Source organism: Pseudoalteromonas sp. S3431 (genome assembly GCF_000690035.1).
Classification (GTDB): Bacteria; Pseudomonadota; Gammaproteobacteria; order Enterobacterales; family Alteromonadaceae; genus Pseudoalteromonas; species Pseudoalteromonas fuliginea.
This window is the reverse complement of record NZ_JJNY01000003.1, coordinates 84,227-108,008: the sequence shown is the minus strand read 5'-3', so window position 1 is coordinate 108,008 and position 23,782 is coordinate 84,227. Positions and strand designations below refer to the sequence as shown.

Genomic DNA, 23,782 nt, shown 5'->3' with positions numbered 1-23,782 from the left:
TACTAAATATTTGCGCTGCTGATTATCCCACTATTATTACAGTGTTAGCAACTAAATTATTTTACTTAAATTAGTGATTAGGCAATGTCAGAAAAAAACGACTTACAAGTAACTTATGTCACGATCAATGAAGACCATTTAGGTCAGCGTATTGATAACTTTCTTATTACCCATTTAAAAGGGGTGCCTAAAAGCGCTATTTATAAACTTTTGCGCAAAGGTGAGGTACGCGTTAATAAAAAGCGTATTAAGCCTGTATATAAACTACAGCTTGACGATGTGCTTCGTATTGCACCTATTAGAGTTGCTGAGCGTGAAGAGTTTGTACCATCAAAACTAGATAAAGTAACTCGCCTTGAAAACGATATCTTATTTGAAGATAAATACCTTATCGTTATAAATAAACCTTCAGGCATGGCTGTTCATGGTGGCAGTGGTTTAAGTTATGGTTTAATTGAAGCTTTGCGCGCGCTTCGCCCAGAGGAGCGCAGTCTTGAGCTAGTTCACAGGCTTGACCGTGATACATCGGGTTGTTTACTTATAGCAAAACGTCGTTCGGTGTTAACAGCATTGCATGAACAGCTTCGTGAAAAAACAATGGAAAAAAATTATTGGGCGCTAGTTGAAGGGCAGTGGGACTCTAAAACTAAAAATGTAACCGAAGGGCTGCGTAAAAATACGCTTAAATCGGGTGAACGCGTAGTACGTGTAGATAACACTGAGGGCAAGCCTTCGCATACGCGTTTTAAAGTACTTGAACGTTTTAATGATTGCTCGCTTGTACAAGCGTCGCCTGTTACAGGTCGTACACACCAAATTCGTGTGCACACGCAGTGTAAAGGTCATCCAATAGCGTGTGATGATAAATACGGCGATCAAGGGTTTGATGAATCTATGCGTAAAGTTGGCTTAAACCGATTATTTTTACATGCACACGATTTAAGTTTTTATCATCCTAAAAACGAAACAACGATGCGTATTGAAGCGCCCCTTGATAAAACGCTTAAAAATACATTACTAAAATTACGAGACGCAAAACAGTGATTGCAGTGACGCCAATTAAAAAATATAAGCTCGTCATTTTTGATTGGGATGGCACCGTTATGGATTCAGTCACTAAAATAGTTAACTGTATTCGTAGTAGTGCTGAGTCACTTAATTTAGTGTCACCAAGTGATTTAGCAATTAAAAATATTATTGGTATGTCGCTTGAAAAAGCAATTGATGTTTTATTTCCTGATGATACCGCGCAGCATCAAGCGCTAATTAAAGGGTATAAACACCAATATAGTGTTGATACCACGCCAACTCCTGTATTTGCTAATGTTGTCAGCGTTTTAACTGCTTTAAAAAAGCAAGGCATTGTTTTAGCTGTTGCCACAGGTAAAGGTCGAGATGGATTAGAGCGCTTGCTTGATCAAAGCCAACTTAGACATTTTTTTAGTGCAACACGTACAAGCGATGACGCACTGTCTAAACCGTCTGCGGATATGCTGTATCAATTACTTGAAGAACTTGGCATAAGCGCTCAAGATGCCGTAATGATTGGTGACACTCAAATAGACATGACAATGGCAAAAGCTGCAGGCATGGATAGAATTGGTGTAACCATGGGGGTGCACAACGCACAGCAATTAAATGAGCTTAATCCGGTTGCAACGGTAGATAACTATCTGCAGCTGCAACAGGTTTTGCTTGGCTAATTTATTTAACTAGAACTTGTTTTGAGCGGTAAGTACATCAATACCAAACTCAGCCAGTAATTGGCTGAGTTTAATTAGCGGCAACCCAATTAAGCTATTAGGATCGTCTCCGCTTAACTTTTCAAATAAACAAATACCTAACCCTTCACTTTTAAAACTGCCAGCACAGTTATATGGCTGCTCTGCGTCGCAATAAGCACTAATTTGTGCATCACTGAGTGTTTTAAACGTCACATTAAACGGTTCTACGCAGGTTTTTTTTGTTCCAGTTACAATATCGTAAACACAAAGCCCAGTTAAAAATGTTACAGTATTACCGCTAAATAAATTTAGTTGTTTTACGGCATTTTTTTTATTGTGTGGTTTACCTAAAATTTGATTATTAAACACAGCTACTTGGTCTGATCCAATAGCTAACCCTTTGTTAAAGTGTTTATTAGCTGCAGAGGCTTTTAATTCACTTAAACGCTTAACCAGTTCGGTAGGTGTTTCGCATTCAAGTGCTGACTCGTCAACGTCTGGTGAAAATGTATCAAATGGTAAATTAAATTTTTGTAATAAAGACTGCCTAAAAGGCGAGCTTGACGCTAAAATAAGTGGGTGCTTCACGGACTGTTTCCCTAAGATAATTCAGATTGAGTTAGGATAAATCAGATCCGAGAGTAAAACACGTTAAAAACCAAGTAAAAATGGTTTTTTACTTTGACTAACAAACTAACTATCTATATGATGCAGCCCCTATGCAAAAGGTGAAAATTCCCATCACTCTTCATCCAGGCAAAGCAGCGCAGCACCGTTTAAAGTATGACGGAATTGTACCGCTTGAAAAACTTACTCGTTTAGAGAAAGTTGTGCAGGAAGAAGTAGGTGAAATAGCGGTAAAAATACATTGCAAGAATGATGATCAAGGTTTCGCTGTGATTAGAGGCAATTTGTCCACACACGTTACTGTCATTTGTCAACGTTGTAATGGTGATTTAGGGTTGGATTTGGTTCAAGACTTTGCATATTCACCAGTAGGTGAAGATACAGAGTTAGATATTTTTCCAGAAGACTACGATGAAGTAGCGCTTGATGAAAATGGTGAAGTTAACGTTTTTGATTTAATTGAAGACGAACTAATTTTAGCAATTCCATTAGTAGCTACCCACAACGAAGCTTCATGCAGTTATTCAGCAAAGCCTGCCAGCTTTGGTGTTTTAAAGGCGGAAGATGATAAACCTAATCCATTTGATATTTTGAAACAACTTAAGAAAGATTCTTAGGAGAAGACTATGGCTGTACAAAAAAGCAAAAAGTCTCGTGCAAGACGCGGCATGCGCCGTTCACACGATGCGATCAGTGGTCCAACTTTAACTGTAGATCAAACATCTGGTGAGACTCATCGTCGTCACCATGTGACTGCAGATGGTTACTACAAAGGCGTTCAAGTAATTTCTAAATAAGAGATTACTTATATGCTGAATGATCTAACCATAGCGTTAGATATGATGGGGGGCGATTACGGCCCCCGTTCATCTATTCCTGCTGCCGTTCACGCAGTAAACGCTCATGCCAATTTAACTCTCATTTTATGTGGCAATGAAGACGTTATATCTAAAGAACTCGAATCCCTCGATTCCTTACCTCATCCTAGACTCATAATTCGTCACTGTAGTGAAATAGTCACTAATGCTTGTGAACCTGCAATTGCTGTGCGTTCAAAAAAAGATTCATCTATGCGTGTTGCCCTTGATTTAGTTAAGTCAGGCGAAGCTCAAGCGTGTGTTAGTTCAGGTAATACTGGTGCGCTATTTTTTATGGCTCACTATGTGCTAAAAATGCTGCCAGGTGTAAAACGTGCTGCACTCATTTCATCCGTTCCTACAGAGCTTAAAAACCCAGTATATTTACTCGACTTAGGTGCTAATGTGCATTGCGATGCGCAAATGCTGTATCAGTTTGGCATTATGGGCTCTGTAGTTGCTGGCCAAGCACTTGGCTGCGATAACCCTCGCGTTAGCTTATTAAATATTGGCGCTGAGGATATTAAAGGTCACGATGATATTAAACAGGCTGCACAATTAATGCAGCAAAGCCCACATATTAATTACATTGGTTATAGCGAAGGAAGCGATATTTTTTCTGGCAAGGCTGATGTTATTGTATGCGAAGGTTTTGTGGGTAACGTTGCACTTAAAACATGCGAAGGCATTGCCAAGCTTATTATGAATAAGTTTACAGTTGCGCTCGAAAAGCACCTTTTATATAAATGTATGGCGTTTATATTGCGTCCAATAATAAAAAAACTCTATAAAAGGGTGAACCCCGACCAGTATAACGGTGCTTCTCTGGTAGGATTGCGCGGTATTGTCGTTAAAAGTCATGGAAATGCGTCAGCTAAAGCATTTCAAGCAGCAATTGATGAAGCGGTAAAGGAGGTTGAACGTCAACTTCCTGATAAAATAGCCGCTATTTTCGAAAAAACACATTCTAAAGACACGGCGGTTAATCAATAATTGATGTGCCGTGTATTTCATTATTTATTTGTTTAATTAAAAAGAGCAAAGTATGGCACAAAAAATTGCACTTCTATTCCCAGGTCAAGGCTCGCAAAGCGTTGGTATGTTACAAGAGCTACTAGAGAGTTCTGACATTGTTAAAGCAACATTTGCAGAAGCATCAGATGCATTGGGTTACGACTTAGCAGAGCTAGTTCTTAATGGCCCAGAAGAAAAATTAAATCAAACTCATCGTACACAACCTGCATTATTAACTGCAAGTGTTGCTATTTACCGTGATTGGCTTGCAGCAAACCCAGATGCCGACGTTGTTATGGCCGGTCACAGCTTAGGTGAATATTCAGCACTAGTGTGTAGCGACGTACTAAGCTTGAGTGAAGCTGTTAAGCTTGTTGAAAACCGTGGTTTATATATGCAAGAAGCTGTGCCTGCAGGCGTAGGTTCAATGGCTGCGATTATTGGCTTAGGCGATGAAGAAATAAAAGCGGCGTGTGCTGCCTCAGCGCAAGGTGAGGTTGTATCTCCAGTTAACTACAATTCTCCTGGTCAAGTTGTTATTGCAGGGCATAAAGCGGCAGTAGATAGAGCATCACAAGCATGTAAAGATGCAGGTGCTAAACGCGCATTACCACTTTCGGTTAGCGTACCTTCACATTGTGAACTAATGAAGCCAGCAGCGGATAAGCTAGCGGTAGACTTAGCCGCTTTAACATTTAATACACCTAAGTGTGATGTAATTAATAATGTTGATGTAAAAGCTGAATCGACCGCTGATGCAATTAAAGACGCACTAGTACGTCAACTATACAGCCCAGTTCGCTGGACAGAAACAGTACAAGCCTTGGTTGCGCAAGATGTAACACAAAGCTACGAATTTGGTCCTGGTAAAGTATTAACAGGACTTGCTAAACGAATTGATAGAGCAATGATCTGTGGCTCAGTAAACGATGCCGCTTCAATCGCTGCAGCTAAATAAGAGTATATAAAATGTCTAATTTATTTTCATTAGAGGGCAAAATTGTCCTAATTACTGGCGCTAGCCGTGGTATTGGTAAAGCAATTGCAACAACATTAGTTGCGCAAGGTGCAAAAGTTGCAGGCACTGCTACAAGCGAGTCAGGCGCTGCTAAAATCAGTGAGTACCTGGGTGATAGTGGTAAAGGTTATGCATTAAATGTAACGGATCCTGCATCTATTGAAGCGACACTTGCCGCAATAAAAGCTGATTTTGGCGATATTGACGTACTTGTTAATAACGCAGGTATCACACGTGATAACCTATTAATGCGTATGAAAGAGACTGAGTGGGACGATATAATCGACACTAACTTAAGCTCGATTTTCCGTTTATCTAAAGCGGTACTTCGTCCAATGATGAAGAAAAAGAAAGGCCGTATTATCAATATTGGCTCAGTAGTAGGCACTATGGGTAATGCAGGGCAAGCTAACTATGCGGCGGCTAAAGCGGGCGTAATTGGTTTTTCTAAGTCACTTGCGCGCGAAGTCGCATCTCGTGGTATTACAGTTAACGTAGTGGCACCTGGTTTTATTCAAACTGATATGACAGATGATTTAACTGATGAGCAAAAAGCAGCAACGCTTGCCAATGTTCCAGCAGGGCGTTTAGGTCAACCAGACGAAATTGCTGCTGCAGTGTGTTATTTAGCATCTGACTCAGCTGCGTATGTATCAGGCGAAACTTTGCATGTAAATGGTGCGATGTACATGGTTTAGTAGTCATAATATCGGCTAAATAATAAAATTAAGTTAAGTTAGTTAACTCAAAAACATTGAATTATTTGTGAACTTGCTTTAAACATACTTGAAATTGCTGTGAAAATAAGCGATAAAAGATAAAACTTACACTCAGAGGTTTGACCAGACAATTATTTATGGCCAAATCATTGAATCAGAGAATTATGCGGCGTAAACTACGCCGCAATCTGAAAATAACGCATTGGCGTTTTTAATAAAGGAAAGAAGAATGAGCGATATCCAAGAACGCGTAAAGAAAATCATCATTGAACAACTAGGTGTTAAAGAAGAAGAAGTTAAAAATGAATCTTCTTTCGTAGATGACTTAGGTGCAGATTCTCTTGATACTGTAGAACTAGTAATGGCTCTTGAAGAAGAGTTTGATACTGAGATCCCAGATGAAGAAGCTGAAAAGATCACTACAGTTCAAACTGCAATCGATTACGTTACAGCTCACGCTGAGTAATTAATCGCAAATTAAGGGCAGCATTCGCTGCCCTTAATCTATATATCCAAACCACCTCAAAGTTCGTGATTCAAAAACAAACCTTAACTCCCAATCTTAACTAAAAATTATTTTTGCTAGTGTTATGCGTTTTTAATCTATTTTGGGACTAGCACTTTGAGGTAGCTTGGGTATGATCATCCACCTTATAAAAATATCCCTTATTGGAGGCAAACCGTGGCTAAACGTCGAGTCGTCGTAACTGGCTTAGGAATGTTGACGCCGCTAGGTAATGATGTTCAATCAACCTGGCAAGGCTTATTAGATGGTAAAAGTGGTATTCAAACAATAACCCACTTTGATACATCAAAATTTGGTACAAAGTTCGCTGGTTTAATTAATGACTTTGATGCATCGGCTTATATGTCACCAAAAGATGCAAAAAAAATGGATTTATTTATCCAGTACGGCATTGCAGCGGGTGTTCAAGCTTTTGAAGATTCTGGCCTCGAGATAACAGAGCAAAATGCAACACGCATAGGTGTGGCTGTAGGTTCAGGTATTGGTGGTTTAACGCTTATCGAAGAAAACCACATTAAACTATTAAATAGTGGTCCGCGTAAGTTATCGCCATTTTATGTGCCATCTACCATTATTAATATGATTTCAGGTCATTTATCAATAATGCATGGGCTTCGTGGCCCAAATATTTCTATTGTAACGGCTTGTACAACAGGTTTGCACAACATAGGCCATGCTGCGCGTATGATTGCTTATGGCGATGCTGATGCAATGGTTGCCGGTGGCGCCGAAAAAGCCTGTACACCAATTGGTATGGGTGGCTTTAATGCTGCACGTGCACTATCAACCCGCAATGACGATCCACAAGCGGCTTCTCGCCCTTGGGATAAAGACCGCGATGGTTTTGTGCTTTCTGACGGCGCAGGTGTTGTCGTAGTTGAAGAGTACGAACATGCTAAAGCACGTGGTGCTAAAATTTATGCTGAGCTTGTAGGCTTTGGCATGAGTGGCGACGCGTACCATATGACATCACCACCAGAAGACGGTGCAGGCGCTGCCCTTGCAATGCAAAATGCATTAAACGATGCGCAAGTAAATGCAGAGCAAGTGGGCTACATTAATGCACACGGCACATCAACGCATGCTGGCGATAAAGCCGAAACTGCCGCTGTTAAATCTATTTTTGGTAATGCAGCTAAAGATGTAATGGTTGGTTCGACTAAATCAATGATGGGTCACTTATTAGGTGCTGCGGGTTCTGTTGAATCAATCGTTTCGATTTTATCGTTAACGGATCAAAAAGTATCGCCAACTATTAACCTTGATAACCCAGACGAAGGGTGTGACTTAGATTATATTGCGCACACTGCACGTGATGCAAAGCTAGACTTTGCACTGTGTAACTCGTTCGGTTTTGGTGGTACTAATGGCTCGTTGCTGTTTAAAAAGGTATAATCTTTTTTAACAACGAATCAAATTATAAGAGCTCAGTTGTTTAACTGGGCTTTTTTTATATGCCAAATAAAATGCAAACAATAATAGCAGTAGATCAAAACAGCACTTTAAGCACGTGTGACAGAGGCTTAAATTACGGTGACGGCTTTTTTACAACGGCTAAAGTTGTTGATGGGCAAGTACAGTATTGGGCTCACCATAAAGCGCGTTTGATTGAATGTGCACAGCGTTTGGGTTTTCCTGAGTTAGACTTTAATAGCCTTGAAAATCAAATTGCTCAGTATATAAAAGCTGCACCACTGAACGTGCTTAAAATACTTGTAACGCGAGGCGAAGGCGGACGTGGTTATGGGCTGCCAAGTGAGTGTAATATTACTATTTTATTGAGTATATTAGATTACCCTAGTAATTACAGTGCGCTTACTAAAAAGGGTGTAAGTCTCGAAATAAGCCCAATTAAATTAGCTGCACAACCTCATTTAGCGGGTCTTAAAACATTAAACCGGCTTGAGCAAGTACTAGTTAAAAAAGCAATGCAAACGCAAAACTGCGACGATGTGTTAGTGCTTGATTACAATAACAATATAATTGAAGCCTCAGCAGCTAATATTTTTGCGATTAAAAATAAGTGTGTGTTTACGCCACTGCTTGATGAGTGCGGAATAAAGGGCGTTTACCTACAATCGTTATGTGCTAAATTACCAGTTGAATTTAAACGCGTGAAAGTAGAAGACCTAATCCAAGCAGACGCCGTATTTGTGTGTAATAGCTTAATGGGAGCAGTACCAGTAAAACGTATTGAACAACAGGTATTTAATACAGACGACAGCCACGCATTATTAACTAAATTATTAGCCAAGGAGGCTGAGTGTTAAAAGTTATTTTATCGGTACTCTTTTTAGCTGTTATAACCACTGCTGTTGGTTACCAGCAATTACAAGCAACAATTAATAGCCCGTTAAAGGTAGCTCAAAACACACAATTTGAAGTTAAGCATGGCACTGGCTTTAATAAGTTATGCCACCAATGGCAAGCTAAAAACTGGGTAGAAAGTTGCTGGCGCTATCAGGTAATTGCCAAATTAGATCCCACACTCACCGACTTAAAAGCGGGGCTTTACGAGCTAACAGCCGATAGTGTTATCAGTAATATAAAAAAAATTAATCAAGGCCAGCAAGTCAGTTTTAGTTTTACCATTATTGAAGGGCAAAACTTACGTGAAGTACTAAGTGCTATTAAAAAAGCCGATAATTTACAAAACGATTTAAAAAGTGATGAACTAAGTACACAAATACTGGGTAATAATATGCACTTAGAAGGCTGGTTATTCCCCGACACTTACCATTATCATAATAACGATACTGTAAGCGGTGTATTAAAACGTGCAGCACAGAAAATGCAGCAAACATTAGATGATGCTTGGCAGCAGCGCGCTGCTAATCTACCCTATAAAACAGCATACGAAGCACTAATAATGGCTTCAATTATTGAAAAAGAAACAGGCCTTGCTAGTGAACGTCCGTTAATTGCATCAGCGTTTGTTAATCGATTAAACACCAATATGCGCCTGCAAACCGATCCCACCGTAATATACGGGCTAGGCGCTGATTTTGATGGTGATATTAAACGTAAAGATTTGCGCGATTATACGCCTTACAATACGTATCGAATTAATGGTTTACCACCAACACCTATAGCAATGCCATCAAAAGCTGCTATTTTAGCTGCAGTTAATCCGCCGCAAAGTGAATACGTTTACTTTGTCGCAAAAGGCGATGGCAGTCATCAATTTTCAATCACGTTAAAGCAGCATAATGCAGCAGTTAAAACGTACATACTAAATAAAAAGAACTAAATTTTTATGAAACCAAAATTTATAGTAATAGAAGGGCTAGAAGGCGCTGGTAAATCAACAGCAATTTCCTTATGCCAAGATTTTTTAAACAAAAAACAGATCGACTTTATAAATGTACGTGAACCAGGCGGAACACCACTAGCCGAATCACTGCGCACACTTGTAAAAGCAGAGCATGAAGAAGAAATTGCCTTTGAAACCGAATTGCTGATCATGTATGCGGCGCGTTCGCAGTTAATGCATAACGTCATTAATCCTGCGCTTGAGCAAGGTCAATGGATATTGGCTGATCGCCATGATTTATCATCTCAAGCATATCAAGGTGGCGGACGAGGTATTAGCTCAAATACACTAGCGTCGTTATCATCAATGGTATTAAAAGGATTGAAGCCCGATTTAACTATTTACCTTGATATTGACCCTGTTATTGGCCTTGAACGTGCAAAAGGGCGAGGCGAACTTGATAGAATAGAGCAAGAAGCTATTGAGTTTTTTCAGCGCACTCGCATGCGTTACCTTGAGCTTGCTAACGACGACAGCTCAATTAAAACAGTTGATGCAAACCAAGACATCGATAAAGTACACCGCGATATAACTAACGTACTACGTACATTTTTTGAAGGGCTAAAATAATATGGCACTGCCTTGGCTACACGATACACAGCAACGCTTAGCGCAGAGCTTTCGTGGCCAACGTTTTCATCATGCACAGTTGTTTTGTGGACCCATTGGCGTTGGTAAATTCGAGTTAAGCGATCAGTTAGCTAATGCCTTATTGTGCCAAAATATAGTACAGCAATCAGCAGCTGCTAATAGTATTTTAGCACCGTGTGGCCACTGTAAAAGTTGTTTACTCACACTTGCAGGCACGCACCCTGATAAACGTTTAACGCAGGTTGATGGGCAAAGTATTGGCGTAGACGATATACGCGGGATCAGTGATTTTATGAATCACTCTGCGGCGCAAAATGGTAACAAAGTAGTTGTTATTAAAAATTGTGAAAAAATGACAACCGCCGCAGCAAATGCATTATTAAAAACGCTAGAAGAGCCAAGTAATAGCCGATTTTTGATACTTACAACAAGCCAAGCTGCACAGCTTCCGGCCACGATATTAAGCCGGTGTGCTAAAACAGATATAAAAGTAATAAACACACAACTTGCCCAGCAATGGCTTGAGTCATTGCAAATTAAAGGTTATAGCTGGTTGCCACTTTTTTATAGCCAACCATTACAAGTTAAGCATTGGCAAGAGCAAAGTCAGTTACAAAGTATTGATATGCTTTATAAGTTTGCAACTGAGTTTAAACAAAGTCATAATTTTAAAGTGTTAGTCGATATTATAAATAAACAGCCTGAGCTTGTTCGCATATTTACTTTGTTCTTAAGTGAGCAACTAAAGCAGCAGTTAATGCAAGGCATGAGCTTTGATGCATATCAGATTGCGCAACAGGCTCTGAGTGAATTTTTGCAAAATAACACAAAAATCCTTGGGCTTAATTTACCGCTTTCAGTATCGCGATTAGCGCACATATTACGTAATTCATAAAAAGGATTAAACATGCAAGAGCTATTAGTTGATATAGATGATCTAGATGAATTATATCGTTGTTATATGCCTTATTTAAAAAAAGGTGGCTTATTTGTACCCACTAATATGCGTTACGAAGTAGGGCACTCATTGGCACTTAGAGTTACCTTGCCTGATGCACTAGAAGATGATGTAGTGACGGGTAAAGTGTCGTGGATCACCCCACAAGGTGCACAAAGCTCTAACCCACCAGGGATTGGTATTACTTTCTTAGATGATAAAACAAACCTTAATTCTAAGATCGAAAAACTACTGGGGACTATGTTAAACTCCGGTAATCCGACTTACACCATGTAGTAAAAAACAGGCCCAATTTTGATTGTAGATTCGCATTGCCATTTAGACCGTCTTGATTTTGATAAACTTGATTTAAACCTTGACCAAGTGCTTGATAAAGCACGTGCTAAAAAGGTTGAGCATTTTTTATGTGTAAGTGTAACACTTGATCAGTTCCCGAGTATGCTTGACAAAATTCAGCATTACGACGATGTATCAGCTTCTTGTGGCGTACATCCACTTGATCAAAAATATGCACTTAACAAGCAGCAGTTAATTGACCTAGCATCGCACGACAAAGTAGTCGCTATTGGCGAAACAGGCCTTGATTATTATTATTCAAAAGATACACATGCAGTACAGCAAGCCAGTTTTGTTGGGCATATTGAAGTAGCTAACGAATTACAAAAGCCGTTAATTATTCATACTCGCGATGCACGTGTCGACACCATAAACTTAATGCGTGAACATAAAGCGGAAAATTGCGGTGGCGTATTGCATTGTTTTACTGAAGACTGGGATATGGCTAAAAAAGCCATAGACATGGGCTTTTATATTTCTATTTCCGGCATTGTTACCTTTAAAAATGCTTTAGAACTAAAAGAAGTCGTAAAAAAAATCCCACTCGATCGCTTATTAATAGAAACCGACTCGCCTTATTTAGCACCGGTACCGTATCGTGGGCAAACAAATCAGCCAGCATACGTAGAAGACGTTGCTTATTACATTAGCGAACTTAAAGGCATTAGCTTTAATGAACTGGCTAAAGCGACTACCGAGAACTTTTATTCTTTATTTAAATTAGCAGCTAAAGGCTAAATGCATGATTACTAACACGGCAAACCTTCCTATTTTACTAATGGGGCCAATGGTGCGCCGTGCAGAGCAAACTGGAGTCTGTATTCAGTTTGCTACCAGCAAGTCTGCAAACTGCCAAATAAACTTATTAAATGTTGAGTGTTATAGTGATCAACACACTGTTTCTTTAGGGGAACATTTGTATCTGCATTTCGTCATTATAAAGCCAATAGACAACAAACTCCCTCTAGATAGCTTATTAAACTATGAGCTTGTAATTGACGATACAGTAATCGATTTATCGCCTTGGTGCTATAGCAGTAAAACAACGCCTGCATTTGTAATCCCCGATAAACTCAGTGATATTTTGCATGGCTCGTGCCGTAATGCACATCATCCAGCAAAAGATAGCTTAGTGTCTGCAAGTCACTGGCAAAATAATCAGCGCGGTAATAATAATCAAGGCGCACAATTGCTATTACTGAGCGGTGACCAGGTTTACGCCGATGACGTAGCAGGCCCCATGTTATTAGCTATTCATCAGTTAGTTAAGCAACTAGGTATTTATAAAGAGCAACCACTTGCCATTGAGTTACCGGACGATATAAAAGAGCAACTTTATAATCGTCATTTGTATTTACCAAAAACGCCTTGGCAAAAACGTTCAAAATTAGGTATAGGTTACTGGCTAAAAAAAGACGAACCTCACTTTTCAAGTGTAAAAGCCTACAATCACCTTATCCATTTTGAAGAATACATAGCGCTTTATTTATTAAATTTTAGTGCTGCTGCTTGGCAATGCGTTGATATACAAAATACAACGTATTCAGGTCAAAACAAGCAAAACAAAACTATTTTTGACGCTGAAAAAACAGCACTGATTGATTATGCAAAAGGCTTAAGTGAAGTAGAGCGGTTGTTTGCCAATGTATCGACATTAATGATGTTTGACGATCATGATGTAACCGATGATTGGAACCTCACCGCTGGGTGGGAGCAAGCTATAAATGAAAATCCAAGTAGTAAACGAATCATTAATAACGGCTTAATTAGTTATTGGCTTTTCCAAGGAATGGGGAACGATGCACTAAATAAAACAGGCGAGTTACTAACACCTTTTAAGCAAAGCCGTACTGCTAATAATTTATGGCAGTTTAAAGCATTTGATAAACCACTAAACGATTTTAGTTTTTGGCATTACGAGTTAACTACAACCCCAAAAGTAGTGGTGCTAGATACACGTACGCACCGTTGGCGAAATGAGCAAAATTTTAACGAGCCTTCAGGTCTACTTGATTGGGAACGCCTAACAGAGCTTGAAGAAAGCCTATTAAGCCACGACCAGGTTATTATTGTATCACCAGCCCCCGTATTTGGTGTTAAATCAATAGAAGCTATTCAAGCCATGTTTAATATTTGCGGGCAACCGCTTATGGTTGATGTAGAGAACTGGATGGCACACGAAGGATCGGCTAAAAAACTACTCGATACGTTTAGGCGAACTGATACACCAAACGAAACGCTTATTTTATCGGGAGACGTGCACTATTCATTTTGTTTTTCAGTGCAAAAACGTTTTGGTAATCACCCCAACCGAATTTGGCAACTTACCGCCAGTGGTATTAAAAACGAATTTCCACGTAAATTAATAAACGTACTCGATAAACTAGATTCAATTTTATATGGACCAAAAAGCCCACTTAACTTTTTTACTAAACGTTGGCATATGGAAGTAGATAAACACCAAACTAAGGGCGAAGGGCAAAAGTATTTAGTAAGTGACTCTGCGATTAGTTTAATAACACTCGAACAAGGCAATTTAGCGCGCTATCAATTGATTCATGGCTCTGGGGAATTAACCGAATTTGATTTAGTTGAAAATTAAAAAATGCCCAGAGTAATTAGGAAAACTCTGGGCTTTAGAATGACTCTCTGTTGAGTCTTGCGTTAACTAAAAAAACTTTCTAGATTCTTAGGGAGAAGAAGAAAGTACTTAAAAGTGTAGTTAAGTAATGATAAAAGGCATAACTAAATTTTGCATTTAGTTATATTTAATAACAAATGCTTAGATTTTTTATGCGCAGTTTAAAATGGTTATCCATTTTTTATACCCAGCTTATTAACTGCGTATTTTGCACTAGATCTCGGGGTAGTGAATTTTTGATCTTATTTTTTTGCCATTTCCCGAGCCCAATAGGGCAACCACACAGTGTTAATACTACTTCACCTATTGTCTGAGTTGCTTCCGTTAAGCGTATATCTTTACCTTGAAAATAATCATTTGCTTGCTCGTTATTTAAAGCAAATACATTAGTTTTACACTCATTGCCAAATACGGTTGCAAACTCGTGCGTTAGCCTTACGCCATTTTTATGAATAATGCCAATTTGAATACCTAAGCGTGCGTACTTAATTTTATTTTGCAGGGCTTCAAACCCTTGTGGAAATAACCACAGCTCTTTGTCGCGCTGCATTAAGTTGCCAGGAAGATTAGTTAATTCAAAGTGCTTTTTAAGCGACTGCATAAACGCGGCACTTTGCTTTTTATCAAACTCGTTAAACGGAAACGCGCCTTTTTTAACAGTTTGATTTGGGTTATCGCAACTTGCGTGCTTTTTAAATTTAGCAATAAAAAAGCCTTCGCTATCGAAGGTTTGCGGCCATACATGTAAATAGCCCTCATTAGTTGTGGCTTCGCTTGCACCTTCAAATAAATCACTTAGGGATTGTGGCTCTATATAGTCGCCAAATTCACTGAGTAAATAATCGCATACTTGCTGGTTTTCGAGCGGAGTAAGTGTACAGGTTGAATACACTAACGTGCCACCTGGCTTTAATGCGTAAAATGCGCTTTTAATTAAGTCTTTTTGTACTTGGGCTATTTGTATGTTTGATTCTATTGACCAATTTTTTAGTGCGTCGGCGTCTTTACGCACAGTACCTTCGCCAGAGCATGGCGCGTCTAGCAATATGCTATCAAAGCATTCAAACATGTAGTTGCCAAATATAACGCCATCAAAGTGCGAGAGCGCACAGTTACCGACCCCCATGCGTTTTAAGGTGGCGCTAAGTACCTTTAAACGAGATGACGAAAGCTCATTTGCAACAAGCACGCCTTGGTTATTCATAAGCGCAGCTAGCTGTGAGGTTTTAGAGCCCGGCGCTGATGCCATATCAAGCACGGTGTTATTTTGAGTGCCTGTGAGTTCAATACTTTGCTTTAAGGCAATAGGCGGCAGCATTGAACTTGCTTCTTGTACGTACATCGCACCGCTTAGGTGTAAGTCGGTATTACCGAGGGCTAGGTTTTGCTCTTCATCGCTTGGGCGTTCTAACCAAAAGCCTTCACTGCACCAAGGGATGGGGGTTAGCAGCCAATTTTTTTCAGTTGCACGTTTTACAAATTCTTCAATGCTAATTTTTAATGTATTAACGCGGATAGATTTTCTGAGCGGCCGACGACACGCATTTAAAAAGTCATCCAAGTTTAGATGCGCTGGTAAATAGGTTTTTACGTCATCAATAAAGTGCTCAGGAATAAAAGTGTTGGCGTTCACGCGTTAGCTCATACTATAAAAATAAAGCGCGATAATAGCATTTATATAACGCATTTTCAGCGCTTAAAAACGTAACATCCAATTTATTACTATGTCGACACTTTGTTGTTTTACTCTATTTTCAAGGTGATTTTATACGGCTTTAGATTAATAGTGTCGACAATGAGTGCGTTTTTTAGTCTTTTTGTTGTGCTCAAGGGTTGACATGGTTTTTTAATAAGCCCATAGTAACGGCATTAATTGTCGACAATCTAAAAAATAACTTATGACACACACATTTTTAAACGAAGCGCCTATTACTACCGCATCAGATCAGGTATTTGTAGATATGCGCCGTGAGATTGTTGAAGGCAGTATAGTTCAAGGCAGTAAAATATCAGAGCCTGAACTTGCAAAGCGTTATGGTGTAAGCCGTGCAACGCTTAGAGAAGCGTTAAATCGCTTAGAGAGTTGCTACCTTGTTGAGCGTAAAGCTAACGTAGGTTGCCGAGTAGTTGCCCTTACCGCTGAGCGTTTGATTGAAGTTTATCAAGTTCGCAGCTCACTTGAAGGCTTGGCATGTAGGCTGGCTGCCGACAATATGGAACCCGAAGAGATAAAAGGCTTAAAGCAATTACTTAATCAGCACTTGCAAACACAACGTGTTAAAGAGGGCGAGTCTTACTATCAAGAAGCCGGCGATTTAGATTTTCATTACCGTATTATTCAAGGCAGTAAAAACGCGCATTTAATTCATTTACTGTGTAATGAGCTCTATCAATTAATACGCATGTACCGTGTACAAATGGGCATGGTGGGGCCGCGTGTATCAAAAGCGTTTGATGAGCATTTAGCTATTATTAACGCCATTGAAAACCACGACGGCGAACTGGCCGAAATGCTTATGAAGCGCCACATAAGCGCATCGCAAGCAAATATTCAAACCAAATTCGACTTATTAGCTAAGCAAAAAGCATAAGCTGCTAAAAGCTAGCAAGAGCAGTTAAACAGTCATAATTACAGATTAAAACTATAAGTTACTCCACGTAGCAACCGTTCAAAGTGAGGAGAAAGTAATGTCAGCAGGATTAAAATTTAAACACGCTATTGCCAATAACCGCCCGTTACAAGTGGTAGGTACTATTAACGCCTACACAGCGATGATGGCAGAAAAAATGGGCCACCAAGCTATTTACCTCTCAGGTGCGGGTGTTGCAAACGCCTCGTTTGGTATGCCAGATTTAGGTATGACAAGCCTTGATAACGTGCTTGAAGATATTCGTCGTATTACCGGTGCCAGCGACTTACCGCTACTTGTTGATGCCGATACCGGTTGGGGTGGGGCATTTAACATTGCACGCACAGTAAAAGAAATGACTAAAGCCGGTGCGGCGGGTTTTCATATTGAAGACCAAGTAGCACAAAAGCGCTGTGGCCATCGTCCTAATAAAGAAATTGTAAGCCAAGGTGAAATGGTTGACCGTATTAAAGCGGCGGTTGATGCAAAAACCGATAGCGATTTTTACATTATGGCCCGTACCGATGCATTTCAAAAAGAAGGTTTAAATGCCGCTATTGACCGTGCAGCTGCCTGTGTTGAAGCCGGTGCTGACGCTATTTTTGCAGAAGCCGTACACGACCTTGCTGATTACCAAGCATTTGCAAAAGCGATCAACGTTCCAATTTTGGCAAACATTACTGAGTTTGGCCAAACACCTATTTACACAAAAGAGCAGTTAAGCGATGTAGGTGTTGAAATGGTGCTTTACCCACTAAGTGCATTTAGAGCCATGAACAAAGCAGCATTAAACGTGTATTCAGCAATTTTAAATGAAGGCTCGCAACAAAGCCAAATTGAAAATATGCAAACGCGCTCTGAACTTTACGACTTTTTAGATTACCACACGTACGAGAACACACTCGACACACTTTTTTCATCAAAATCTGACAAATAATAATTATTAAAAAATAAAATCACACACAAATTTAAGATAGGAGAAGAACATGGTAGATAAAGCATTAGGCGGCGCGGGTTTACGCGGACAAGTGGCTGGTCAAACAGCATTGTGTACTGTTGGACAAAGTGGTTCTGGTTTAACGTATTGTGGTTACGATATTAGCGAACTTGCCGAAAAAGCGCAGTTTGAAGAAGTGTCTTTTTTACTTTCACGCGGTGAGTTACCTACAACTAGCGAATTGGCAGAATATAAAGCAAAACTAAAAAATTTACGCGGCTTACCAGATGCACTTAAAACCGTGCTTGAAAATATTCCTAAAGACGCGCACCCAATGGATGTAATGCGCACGGGTTGCTCAATGTTGGGTAACCTTGAAATGGAGCTTGATTTTAGCCAAGCTAATGATGCAATCGACCGTATGGTTGCTGTGTTCCCAAGTATTATTTGTTACTGGTACCGCTTTACACACGATGGCGTACGCATTGAAACACAAACAGATGACGACTCTGTTGGCGCACACTTTTTAACACTGTTACACGACAAAGCACCCAGCGAGTTATTTGCGCAAGTGATGAACGTATCACTAATTTTATACGCAGAGCATGAATTTAACGCCTCTACCTTTACGGGACGTGTATGTGCTTCAACTTTATCTGATATTCATTCTTGTGTAACTGGCGCGATTGGTACGCTGCGTGGTCCACTTCATGGTGGTGCTAACGAAGCGGCTATGGATATGATTCAAGGCTTTACAAGTGCTGAGCATGCTGAACAAGAAGTCATGGGCATGCTTGAACGTAAAGACAAAATAATGGGCTTTGGTCATGCTATTTATCGCGAATCTGATCCACGCAATATAATTATTAAAAAATGGTCTGAAAAACTAGCAGCAGAGGTAGGCGATACCGTGCTTTACCCTGTGTCTGTTCGTTGTGAAGAGATTATGTGGCGCGAGAAGAAGCTGTTTTGTAATGCTGATTTTTTCCATGCGTCTGCTTATCATTTTATGGATATTCCAACTAAATTATTTACGCCAATATTTGTAATGAGCCGTGTTACTGGTTGGACTGCGCATGTAAAAGAGCAACGCGCTAACAACCGTATTATCCGCCCAAGTGCCGATTACACAGGCCCTGATGCTCGTAGTTACACACCAATAGAGTCACGTTAAAAAATGGGTGAGCACGCATGTGCTCACTTTTTATTGCACATAGCCACTAGCGAGCAGTTTTTCTCAAACTTTTCATTAAACACGCTAGCTGTGAGCAAACACCGTCACCAATTAGCGAATTTATTATGACCATAATTAATAATACCCAATACCGTAAACCTCTACCGGGCTCAAATGTCGACTATTACGATACGCAAGAAGCCGTAGATGCAATTAAGCCAGGTGCATACGCTACGCTACCTTATTCATCACGTGTATTTGCCGAAAACCTAGTACGCCGATGCGACCCTGCCATGTTAACCGATGCACTTAATCAGCTAATTGAGCGAAAGCAAGATTTAGATTTTCCGTGGTATCCGGCGCGTGTGGTCTGCCACGATATTTTAGGCCAAACAGCACTTGTTGATTTAGCAGGGCTTCGTGATGCAATTGCAGCCAAAGGCGGCGATCCGGCAAAAGTGAATCCTGTGGTACCCACGCAGTTAATAGTGGATCATTCGTTAGCGGTAGAGCATGCCGGTTTTGATCCTGACGCATTTGAAAAAAACCGCGCTATTGAAGACAGACGAAATGATGACCGTTTTCACTTTATAAACTGGACAAAAACTGCGTTTAAAAATATTGACGTTATTCCACCGGGTAACGGCATTATGCATCAAATTAATCTTGAAAAAATGTCGCCGGTTATTCAAAACCGAGATGGCATTGCATTCCCCGATACTTTAGTAGGTACCGATAGCCACACGCCACATGTTGATGCGCTGGGTGTTATTGCTGTGGGTGTAGGCGGGCTTGAAGCTGAAAGCGTAATGCTTGGCCGTGCTTCTTATATCCGCTTACCTGATATTGTAGGTGTTGAGCTTACAGGCAAACGCCAACCTGGTATTACCGCAACCGATATTGTGCTCGCTATTACTGAATTTTTACGCGAGCAACGTGTTGTATCTACCTATTTAGAATTTTACGGTGAAGGTGCTGACGCGCTTACACTTGGTGACAGAGCAACCATTTCGAACATGACACCTGAATTTGGCGCAACTGCAGCCATGTTTTATATCGATGATAAAACAATAGATTACTTGCGTTTAACAGGCCGTGAAGAAGAACAAATTGCCCTAGTAGAAAACTACGCAAAAACAGCGGGCCTTTGGAGCGATAGCTTAAAAACCGCAAAATACGAGCGTGTACTTACGTTTGATTTATCAAGCGTGGGACGCAATATTGCGGGTCCATCTAATCCGCACCGCCGTGTATCAACAAGCGATTTAGCTAAAGAAGGTATTTCGGGTGTCGTTGAAAATGAAGAGGGCTTAATGCCAGACGGCGCATGTATTATTGCGGCTATTACTAGCTGTACCAATACCAGTAATCCGCGCAATGTAATTGCCGCTGCACTCCTTGCCCGTAACGCAAATGTAAAAGGCTTAACGCGCAAACCTTGGGTTAAAACTTCATTAGCACCGGGCTCAAAAGCAGTGCAATCATACCTTGAAGATGCAAACTTACTAACAGAGCTTGAGCAACTTGGCTTTGGCATTGTTGGTTTTGCGTGTACTACCTGTAATGGGATGAGCGGTGCCCTTGACCCTGTTGTTCAAAAAGAAGTCATCGATCGCGATTTATACACGACAGCGGTGCTTTCGGGCAATCGTAACTTTGACGGGCGAATTCATCCTTATGCTAAGCAAGCATTTTTAGCGTCACCTCCTTTAGTTGTTGCGTACGCCATTGCAGGTACTATTCGCTTTGATATTGAAAAAGGGATACTAGGGCAAGATCAACAAGGCAACGATATTACGCTTAAAGATTTATGGCCGTCTGACGAAGAGATTGATGCAGTAATTAAGCAAAGCGTTAAGCCTGAGCAATTTAGAAAAGTATACGAGCCGATGTTTAATTTAACCGTAGATTACGGTGAAGATAACGACCCACTTTACGACTGGCGCCCAGAAAGCACCTACATTCGTCGCCCTCCTTATTGGGAAGGTGCACTTGCGGGTGAGCGCACTATGACCGGTATGCGCGCGCTTGCAGTACTTGGCGATAACATTACAACGGATCATTTATCGCCATCAAACGCAATTATGGCAAGCAGCGCTGCTGGCGAATACCTGACCAAAATGAACGTCCCAGAGGAAGACTATAACTCGTACGCAACGCACCGGGGCGATCATTTAACAGCGCAGCGTGCAACATTTGCAAACCCAAAACTACTTAATGAAATGGTACTGGACGAAAACGGCGAAGTTAAGCAAGGCTCTTACGCACGCTTAGAACCACAAGGCACTAATACCCGTATGTGGGAAGCAATCGAAGCTTACATGGAGCGTAAACAACCGCTTATTATCGTAGCCGGTGCCGATTACGGTCAAGGTTCATCGCGCGATTGGGCTGCAAAAGGCGTAAGACTTGCAGGCGTTGAAGTAATAGCAGCTGAGGGCTTTGAGCGTATTCACCGTACTAACTTAATTGGTATGGGGGTTTTACCGCTTGAGTTTAAAGCAGGCACAACGCGTAAAACTCTAAAGCTGGATGGCAGTGAAACGTACAATGTAACGGGTGATTTAAAACCAGGCGCCACCGTTAATTTAAGCATTACCCGTAAAGACAGTGAAGTGCTTACTGTGCCTATGAAGTGCCGTATCGACACCCAAGAAGAGCTTTCTATTTACGCAGCTGGTGGTGTATTACAGCGCTTTGCTCAAGACTTTTTAGAAGCAACACAATCTGCATAAGGGCAAGCATTATGTTTAAACCGCAAATTAAAGTGCCTGCAACCTATATGCGTGGCGGCACCAGTAAAGGTGTATTTTTTAATTTAACTGATTTGCCAAAGCCTGCTCAAGTAGCAGGCGAGGCGCGCGATAATTTATTACTGCGTGTTATTGGCAGCCCCGATCCGTATGCTAAGCAAACGGATGGCATGGGCGGTGCTACATCAAGTACCAGTAAAACCGTCATTTTAAGTAAAAGTGAGCAAGCCGAACACGATGTTGATTACTTGTTTGGTCAAGTGGCTATAGATAAACCTTTTGTAGATTGGAGTGGTAACTGTGGCAACTTAACGTCAGCAGTCGGTGCTTTTGCCATTAGTAATGGTTTAGTCGATAGAAGCAGAGTACCTAATAACGGTGTTGCTATCGTGCGGGTGTGGCAGGCTAATATTAAAAAAAGCATATTAGTGCATGTCCCTATGACAAATGGCGAAGTACAAGAAACCGGCGACTTTGAGCTCGATGGCGTTACATTTGCTGCAGCTGAAGTAAAACTTGAATTTATGGACCCCGCTGATGGCGATGGCGCGTTATTTCCAACAGGTAACGTAGTTGATGACTTAGAGGTTCCAGGTGTTGGTACTTTAAAAGCAACCATGATAAATGCAGGTATTCCTACTGTATTTATTAAAGCCACTGATATTGGTTATACCGGCACAGAGCTGCAAGACGATATAAATAACGATGTTGCAGCGCTTGAAAAGCTTGAAACCATTCGTGCTTATGGCGCTGTTAAAATGGGCTTAATCACTAACATTAGTGAAGCGCAAGTTCGCCAACATACGCCAAAGGTTGCGTTTGTTGCATCACCTTTAGATTACAAAGCGTCTAGCGGAAAGCTTATTGAAGCTGCAAATATCAATTTATTAGTGCGCGCTATGTCGATGGGTAAACTGCACCATGCCATGATGGGCACAGCGGCTGTTGCTATTGGCACGGCCGCAGCAATCGAAGGCACACTCGTAAATATAGCCGCTGGTGGCGGCGCATTGAGTGAAGTTAACTTTGGTCATCCGTCGGGCACGCTAAAAGTAGGTGCTGAAGCTAAAAATACTGCAGGTAATTGGCTAGTTACCAAAGCAAGTATGAGCCGCAGTGCACGAGTATTAATGGAAGGGGTTGTAAGGGTTCCTTATTAAAATAAAGTCCCTCTTGTGATTATGCAGTGGGGTTTTCTATGTAGTAATTATTTCAATATCTGGGTCTATTTATCTTCGAGGTTGAATTTGCAGCTGTATGTTTGGTTTTTAGGCAAGGCAACGCCTATGGTGTTATTTACTATAAATAGGCGATAACGCAGCATAGATGTCAAACATGCATTGCCCTTGGGTTCGTGTTGGGGACTATTTGCTCGGTTATTACTTAACCTTAACTCTGGTTAAGAGACTTACTAACATATTGAATCATGATGATATTAAACTTATTTTCTCTAGCCAGCTATTTTCAACGCAGTTAGCGAGCCCACTAGATTACAAACCTCGCATCGCGATTAAATTGCCTTAGGTAATAAAAAGAAAAACCAAATATATGGCTCAATGCTTAGCGATTGAAAAAATTTGAATGTTGTCATAGTCATATTTTTTTAGTTAATTTTCATTCCAGTTCAGTAAAAAAACCGCTTTTTTCTTCGATTCATCGCATTTACTTGAAGAATAATATTAACAAACTAAATTAAATGTAATATTCAATTCACAAAATGGATATACTATATTTTAGCGTCCTGAGTTTTTATGATTTTTAATTAGATTACTGAGGGTCATAAAGAAATAGTATGTAGATAAAATCAAAATACATTTAATAAAATGTATAAATATGTAGCAAAAATATATGGCTTAATGGTATTTTTAGAATTCTAGTAACAAAGGTTAGTATTGCGTGTTCGTTTATTATTTTTGTAAACTTGAACAATGCAAATTGTGACTAAACTAATTTCTGATACTCAT

At 40.4% G+C, this 23,782-nt stretch carries 23 protein-coding genes; 21 read left to right on the top strand and 2 right to left on the bottom strand.

The genetic code is table 11. From position 1 onward, the window contains the following. Positions 1 to 84 precede the first annotated feature (84 nt). Together rluC and DO88_RS17165 are read left to right on the top strand one after the other, a co-directional pair. The gene (rluC, locus tag DO88_RS17160) at positions 85 to 1,044 is read left to right on the top strand and encodes a 23S rRNA pseudouridine(955/2504/2580) synthase RluC (RefSeq protein ID WP_002962392.1); all 960 of its coding nucleotides are present in this window, start codon (positions 85 to 87) and stop codon (positions 1,042 to 1,044) included. Then, entirely contained in the window at positions 1,041 to 1,703 is a 663-nt protein-coding gene (locus DO88_RS17165; RefSeq protein WP_007375271.1) for an HAD-IA family hydrolase, read from the top strand. The genes rluC and DO88_RS17165 overlap by 4 nt, the downstream gene beginning before the upstream one ends. A gap of 9 nt (positions 1,704 to 1,712) precedes the next feature. Here DO88_RS17165 and DO88_RS17170 read toward each other — a convergent pair whose 3' ends face one another. Beyond that, a complete protein-coding gene (locus tag DO88_RS17170) occupies positions 1,713 to 2,312 on the bottom strand; it encodes a Maf family protein (RefSeq protein WP_033037821.1) in 600 nt (199 codons plus the stop codon). A 131-nt stretch (positions 2,313 to 2,443) separates the two neighbouring features. Between DO88_RS17170 and yceD the strand changes: the two genes are divergently transcribed. The 14 genes from yceD to DO88_RS17240 all read left to right on the top strand — a co-directional run bounded on the left by yceD (position 2,444) and on the right by DO88_RS17240 (position 14,285). After that, positions 2,444 to 2,968 (top strand): 23S rRNA accumulation protein YceD, encoded by a 525-nt coding sequence (gene yceD, locus DO88_RS17175; protein ID WP_007375269.1) that lies wholly within the window; start codon positions 2,444 to 2,446, stop codon positions 2,966 to 2,968. A gap of 9 nt (positions 2,969 to 2,977) precedes the next feature. Beyond that, entirely contained in the window at positions 2,978 to 3,148 is a 171-nt protein-coding gene (gene rpmF, locus DO88_RS17180) for a 50S ribosomal protein L32 (RefSeq protein ID WP_002962381.1), read from the top strand. Between the two features lie 12 nt (positions 3,149 to 3,160). Further along, a complete protein-coding gene (gene plsX / locus DO88_RS17185; RefSeq protein ID WP_007375268.1) occupies positions 3,161 to 4,201 on the top strand; it encodes a phosphate acyltransferase PlsX in 1,041 nt (346 codons plus the stop codon). 52 nt (positions 4,202 to 4,253) lie between these two features. Next, the gene (gene fabD, locus DO88_RS17190; protein ID WP_033037820.1) at positions 4,254 to 5,180 is read left to right on the top strand and encodes an ACP S-malonyltransferase; all 927 of its coding nucleotides are present in this window, start codon (positions 4,254 to 4,256) and stop codon (positions 5,178 to 5,180) included. 11 nt (positions 5,181 to 5,191) lie between these two features. Continuing rightward, on the top strand, positions 5,192 to 5,938 hold the full coding sequence (fabG, locus tag DO88_RS17195) for a 3-oxoacyl-ACP reductase FabG (RefSeq protein WP_033037819.1): 747 nt from the start codon (positions 5,192 to 5,194) through the stop codon (positions 5,936 to 5,938). A 250-nt stretch (positions 5,939 to 6,188) separates the two neighbouring features. Next, a complete protein-coding gene (gene acpP, locus DO88_RS17200; RefSeq protein WP_002962377.1) occupies positions 6,189 to 6,425 on the top strand; it encodes an acyl carrier protein in 237 nt (78 codons plus the stop codon). A gap of 216 nt (positions 6,426 to 6,641) precedes the next feature. Next, a complete protein-coding gene (gene fabF, locus DO88_RS17205; protein WP_008135390.1) occupies positions 6,642 to 7,880 on the top strand; it encodes a beta-ketoacyl-ACP synthase II in 1,239 nt (412 codons plus the stop codon). A gap of 59 nt (positions 7,881 to 7,939) precedes the next feature. Further along, complete coding sequence (pabC, locus tag DO88_RS17210; RefSeq protein ID WP_084166000.1) at positions 7,940 to 8,755, top strand: aminodeoxychorismate lyase; 816 nt, start codon at positions 7,940 to 7,942, stop codon at positions 8,753 to 8,755. Then, positions 8,749 to 9,735, top strand: a complete 987-nt coding sequence (gene mltG, locus DO88_RS17215; protein WP_007375263.1) for an endolytic transglycosylase MltG — start codon at positions 8,749 to 8,751, stop codon at positions 9,733 to 9,735. The genes pabC and mltG overlap by 7 nt, the downstream gene beginning before the upstream one ends. Before the next feature lie 6 nt (positions 9,736 to 9,741). Beyond that, a complete protein-coding gene (gene tmk, locus DO88_RS17220; protein WP_008135397.1) occupies positions 9,742 to 10,368 on the top strand; it encodes a dTMP kinase in 627 nt (208 codons plus the stop codon). Position 10,369: 1 nt separating this feature from the next. Beyond that, positions 10,370 to 11,284 (top strand): DNA polymerase III subunit, encoded by a 915-nt coding sequence (locus tag DO88_RS17225; RefSeq protein WP_033037818.1) that lies wholly within the window; start codon positions 10,370 to 10,372, stop codon positions 11,282 to 11,284. Positions 11,285 to 11,296: 12 nt separating this feature from the next. Further along, the gene (locus tag DO88_RS17230) at positions 11,297 to 11,623 is read left to right on the top strand and encodes a PilZ domain-containing protein (RefSeq protein WP_007375260.1); all 327 of its coding nucleotides are present in this window, start codon (positions 11,297 to 11,299) and stop codon (positions 11,621 to 11,623) included. An 18-nt stretch (positions 11,624 to 11,641) separates the two neighbouring features. Then, the gene (locus DO88_RS17235) at positions 11,642 to 12,421 is read left to right on the top strand and encodes a TatD family hydrolase (RefSeq protein WP_033037817.1); all 780 of its coding nucleotides are present in this window, start codon (positions 11,642 to 11,644) and stop codon (positions 12,419 to 12,421) included. Positions 12,422 to 12,425: 4 nt separating this feature from the next. Then, complete coding sequence (locus tag DO88_RS17240; RefSeq protein WP_033037816.1) at positions 12,426 to 14,285, top strand: alkaline phosphatase D family protein; 1,860 nt, start codon at positions 12,426 to 12,428, stop codon at positions 14,283 to 14,285. A 220-nt stretch (positions 14,286 to 14,505) separates the two neighbouring features. Here DO88_RS17240 and rsmF read toward each other — a convergent pair whose 3' ends face one another. Beyond that, positions 14,506 to 15,957 carry a 16S rRNA (cytosine(1407)-C(5))-methyltransferase RsmF gene (rsmF, locus tag DO88_RS17245; protein ID WP_033037815.1) on the bottom strand — a complete coding sequence of 484 codons (1,452 nt, stop codon included), beginning with the start codon at positions 15,955 to 15,957 and terminating at the stop codon, positions 14,506 to 14,508. Positions 15,958 to 16,222: 265 nt separating this feature from the next. On the opposite strand from rsmF, the gene DO88_RS17250 reads away from it, so the two are divergent. The 5 genes from DO88_RS17250 (at position 16,223) to prpF (ending at position 22,978) form a co-directional block, all read left to right on the top strand. Continuing rightward, positions 16,223 to 16,915 carry a GntR family transcriptional regulator gene (locus tag DO88_RS17250; protein WP_008135402.1) on the top strand — a complete coding sequence of 231 codons (693 nt, stop codon included), beginning with the start codon at positions 16,223 to 16,225 and terminating at the stop codon, positions 16,913 to 16,915. A gap of 97 nt (positions 16,916 to 17,012) precedes the next feature. Further along, on the top strand, positions 17,013 to 17,891 hold the full coding sequence (gene prpB, locus DO88_RS17255; RefSeq protein WP_002962361.1) for a methylisocitrate lyase: 879 nt from the start codon (positions 17,013 to 17,015) through the stop codon (positions 17,889 to 17,891). Positions 17,892 to 17,940: 49 nt separating this feature from the next. After that, positions 17,941 to 19,065 (top strand): bifunctional 2-methylcitrate synthase/citrate synthase, encoded by a 1,125-nt coding sequence (gene prpC, locus DO88_RS17260; RefSeq protein ID WP_033037814.1) that lies wholly within the window; start codon positions 17,941 to 17,943, stop codon positions 19,063 to 19,065. 125 nt (positions 19,066 to 19,190) lie between these two features. Next, positions 19,191 to 21,800 (top strand): Fe/S-dependent 2-methylisocitrate dehydratase AcnD, encoded by a 2,610-nt coding sequence (gene acnD, locus DO88_RS17265; protein WP_033037813.1) that lies wholly within the window; start codon positions 19,191 to 19,193, stop codon positions 21,798 to 21,800. An 11-nt stretch (positions 21,801 to 21,811) separates the two neighbouring features. Beyond that, entirely contained in the window at positions 21,812 to 22,978 is a 1,167-nt protein-coding gene (gene prpF, locus DO88_RS17270) for a 2-methylaconitate cis-trans isomerase PrpF (RefSeq protein ID WP_033037812.1), read from the top strand. Positions 22,979 to 23,782 lie beyond the last annotated feature (804 nt).

Coding starts and splice junctions, on each gene's coding strand:
- fabG (WP_033037819.1), top strand. CDS start 5,192: ATGTCTAATTTATTTTCATTAGAGGGCAAAATTGTCCTAATTACTGGC.
- prpB (WP_002962361.1), top strand. CDS start 17,013: ATGTCAGCAGGATTAAAATTTAAACACGCTATTGCCAATAACCGCCCG.
- tmk (WP_008135397.1), top strand. CDS start 9,742: ATGAAACCAAAATTTATAGTAATAGAAGGGCTAGAAGGCGCTGGTAAA.
- DO88_RS17230 (WP_007375260.1), top strand. CDS start 11,297: ATGCAAGAGCTATTAGTTGATATAGATGATCTAGATGAATTATATCGT.
- acnD (WP_033037813.1), top strand. CDS start 19,191: ATGACCATAATTAATAATACCCAATACCGTAAACCTCTACCGGGCTCA.
- DO88_RS17250 (WP_008135402.1), top strand. CDS start 16,223: ATGACACACACATTTTTAAACGAAGCGCCTATTACTACCGCATCAGAT.
- acpP (WP_002962377.1), top strand. CDS start 6,189: ATGAGCGATATCCAAGAACGCGTAAAGAAAATCATCATTGAACAACTA.
- rpmF (WP_002962381.1), top strand. CDS start 2,978: ATGGCTGTACAAAAAAGCAAAAAGTCTCGTGCAAGACGCGGCATGCGC.
- fabD (WP_033037820.1), top strand. CDS start 4,254: ATGGCACAAAAAATTGCACTTCTATTCCCAGGTCAAGGCTCGCAAAGC.
- prpC (WP_033037814.1), top strand. CDS start 17,941: ATGGTAGATAAAGCATTAGGCGGCGCGGGTTTACGCGGACAAGTGGCT.
- yceD (WP_007375269.1), top strand. CDS start 2,444: ATGCAAAAGGTGAAAATTCCCATCACTCTTCATCCAGGCAAAGCAGCG.
- rluC (WP_002962392.1), top strand. CDS start 85: ATGTCAGAAAAAAACGACTTACAAGTAACTTATGTCACGATCAATGAA.
- prpF (WP_033037812.1), top strand. CDS start 21,812: ATGTTTAAACCGCAAATTAAAGTGCCTGCAACCTATATGCGTGGCGGC.
- DO88_RS17225 (WP_033037818.1), top strand. CDS start 10,370: ATGGCACTGCCTTGGCTACACGATACACAGCAACGCTTAGCGCAGAGC.
- DO88_RS17240 (WP_033037816.1), top strand. CDS start 12,426: ATGATTACTAACACGGCAAACCTTCCTATTTTACTAATGGGGCCAATG.
- plsX (WP_007375268.1), top strand. CDS start 3,161: ATGCTGAATGATCTAACCATAGCGTTAGATATGATGGGGGGCGATTAC.
- pabC (WP_084166000.1), top strand. CDS start 7,940: ATGCCAAATAAAATGCAAACAATAATAGCAGTAGATCAAAACAGCACT.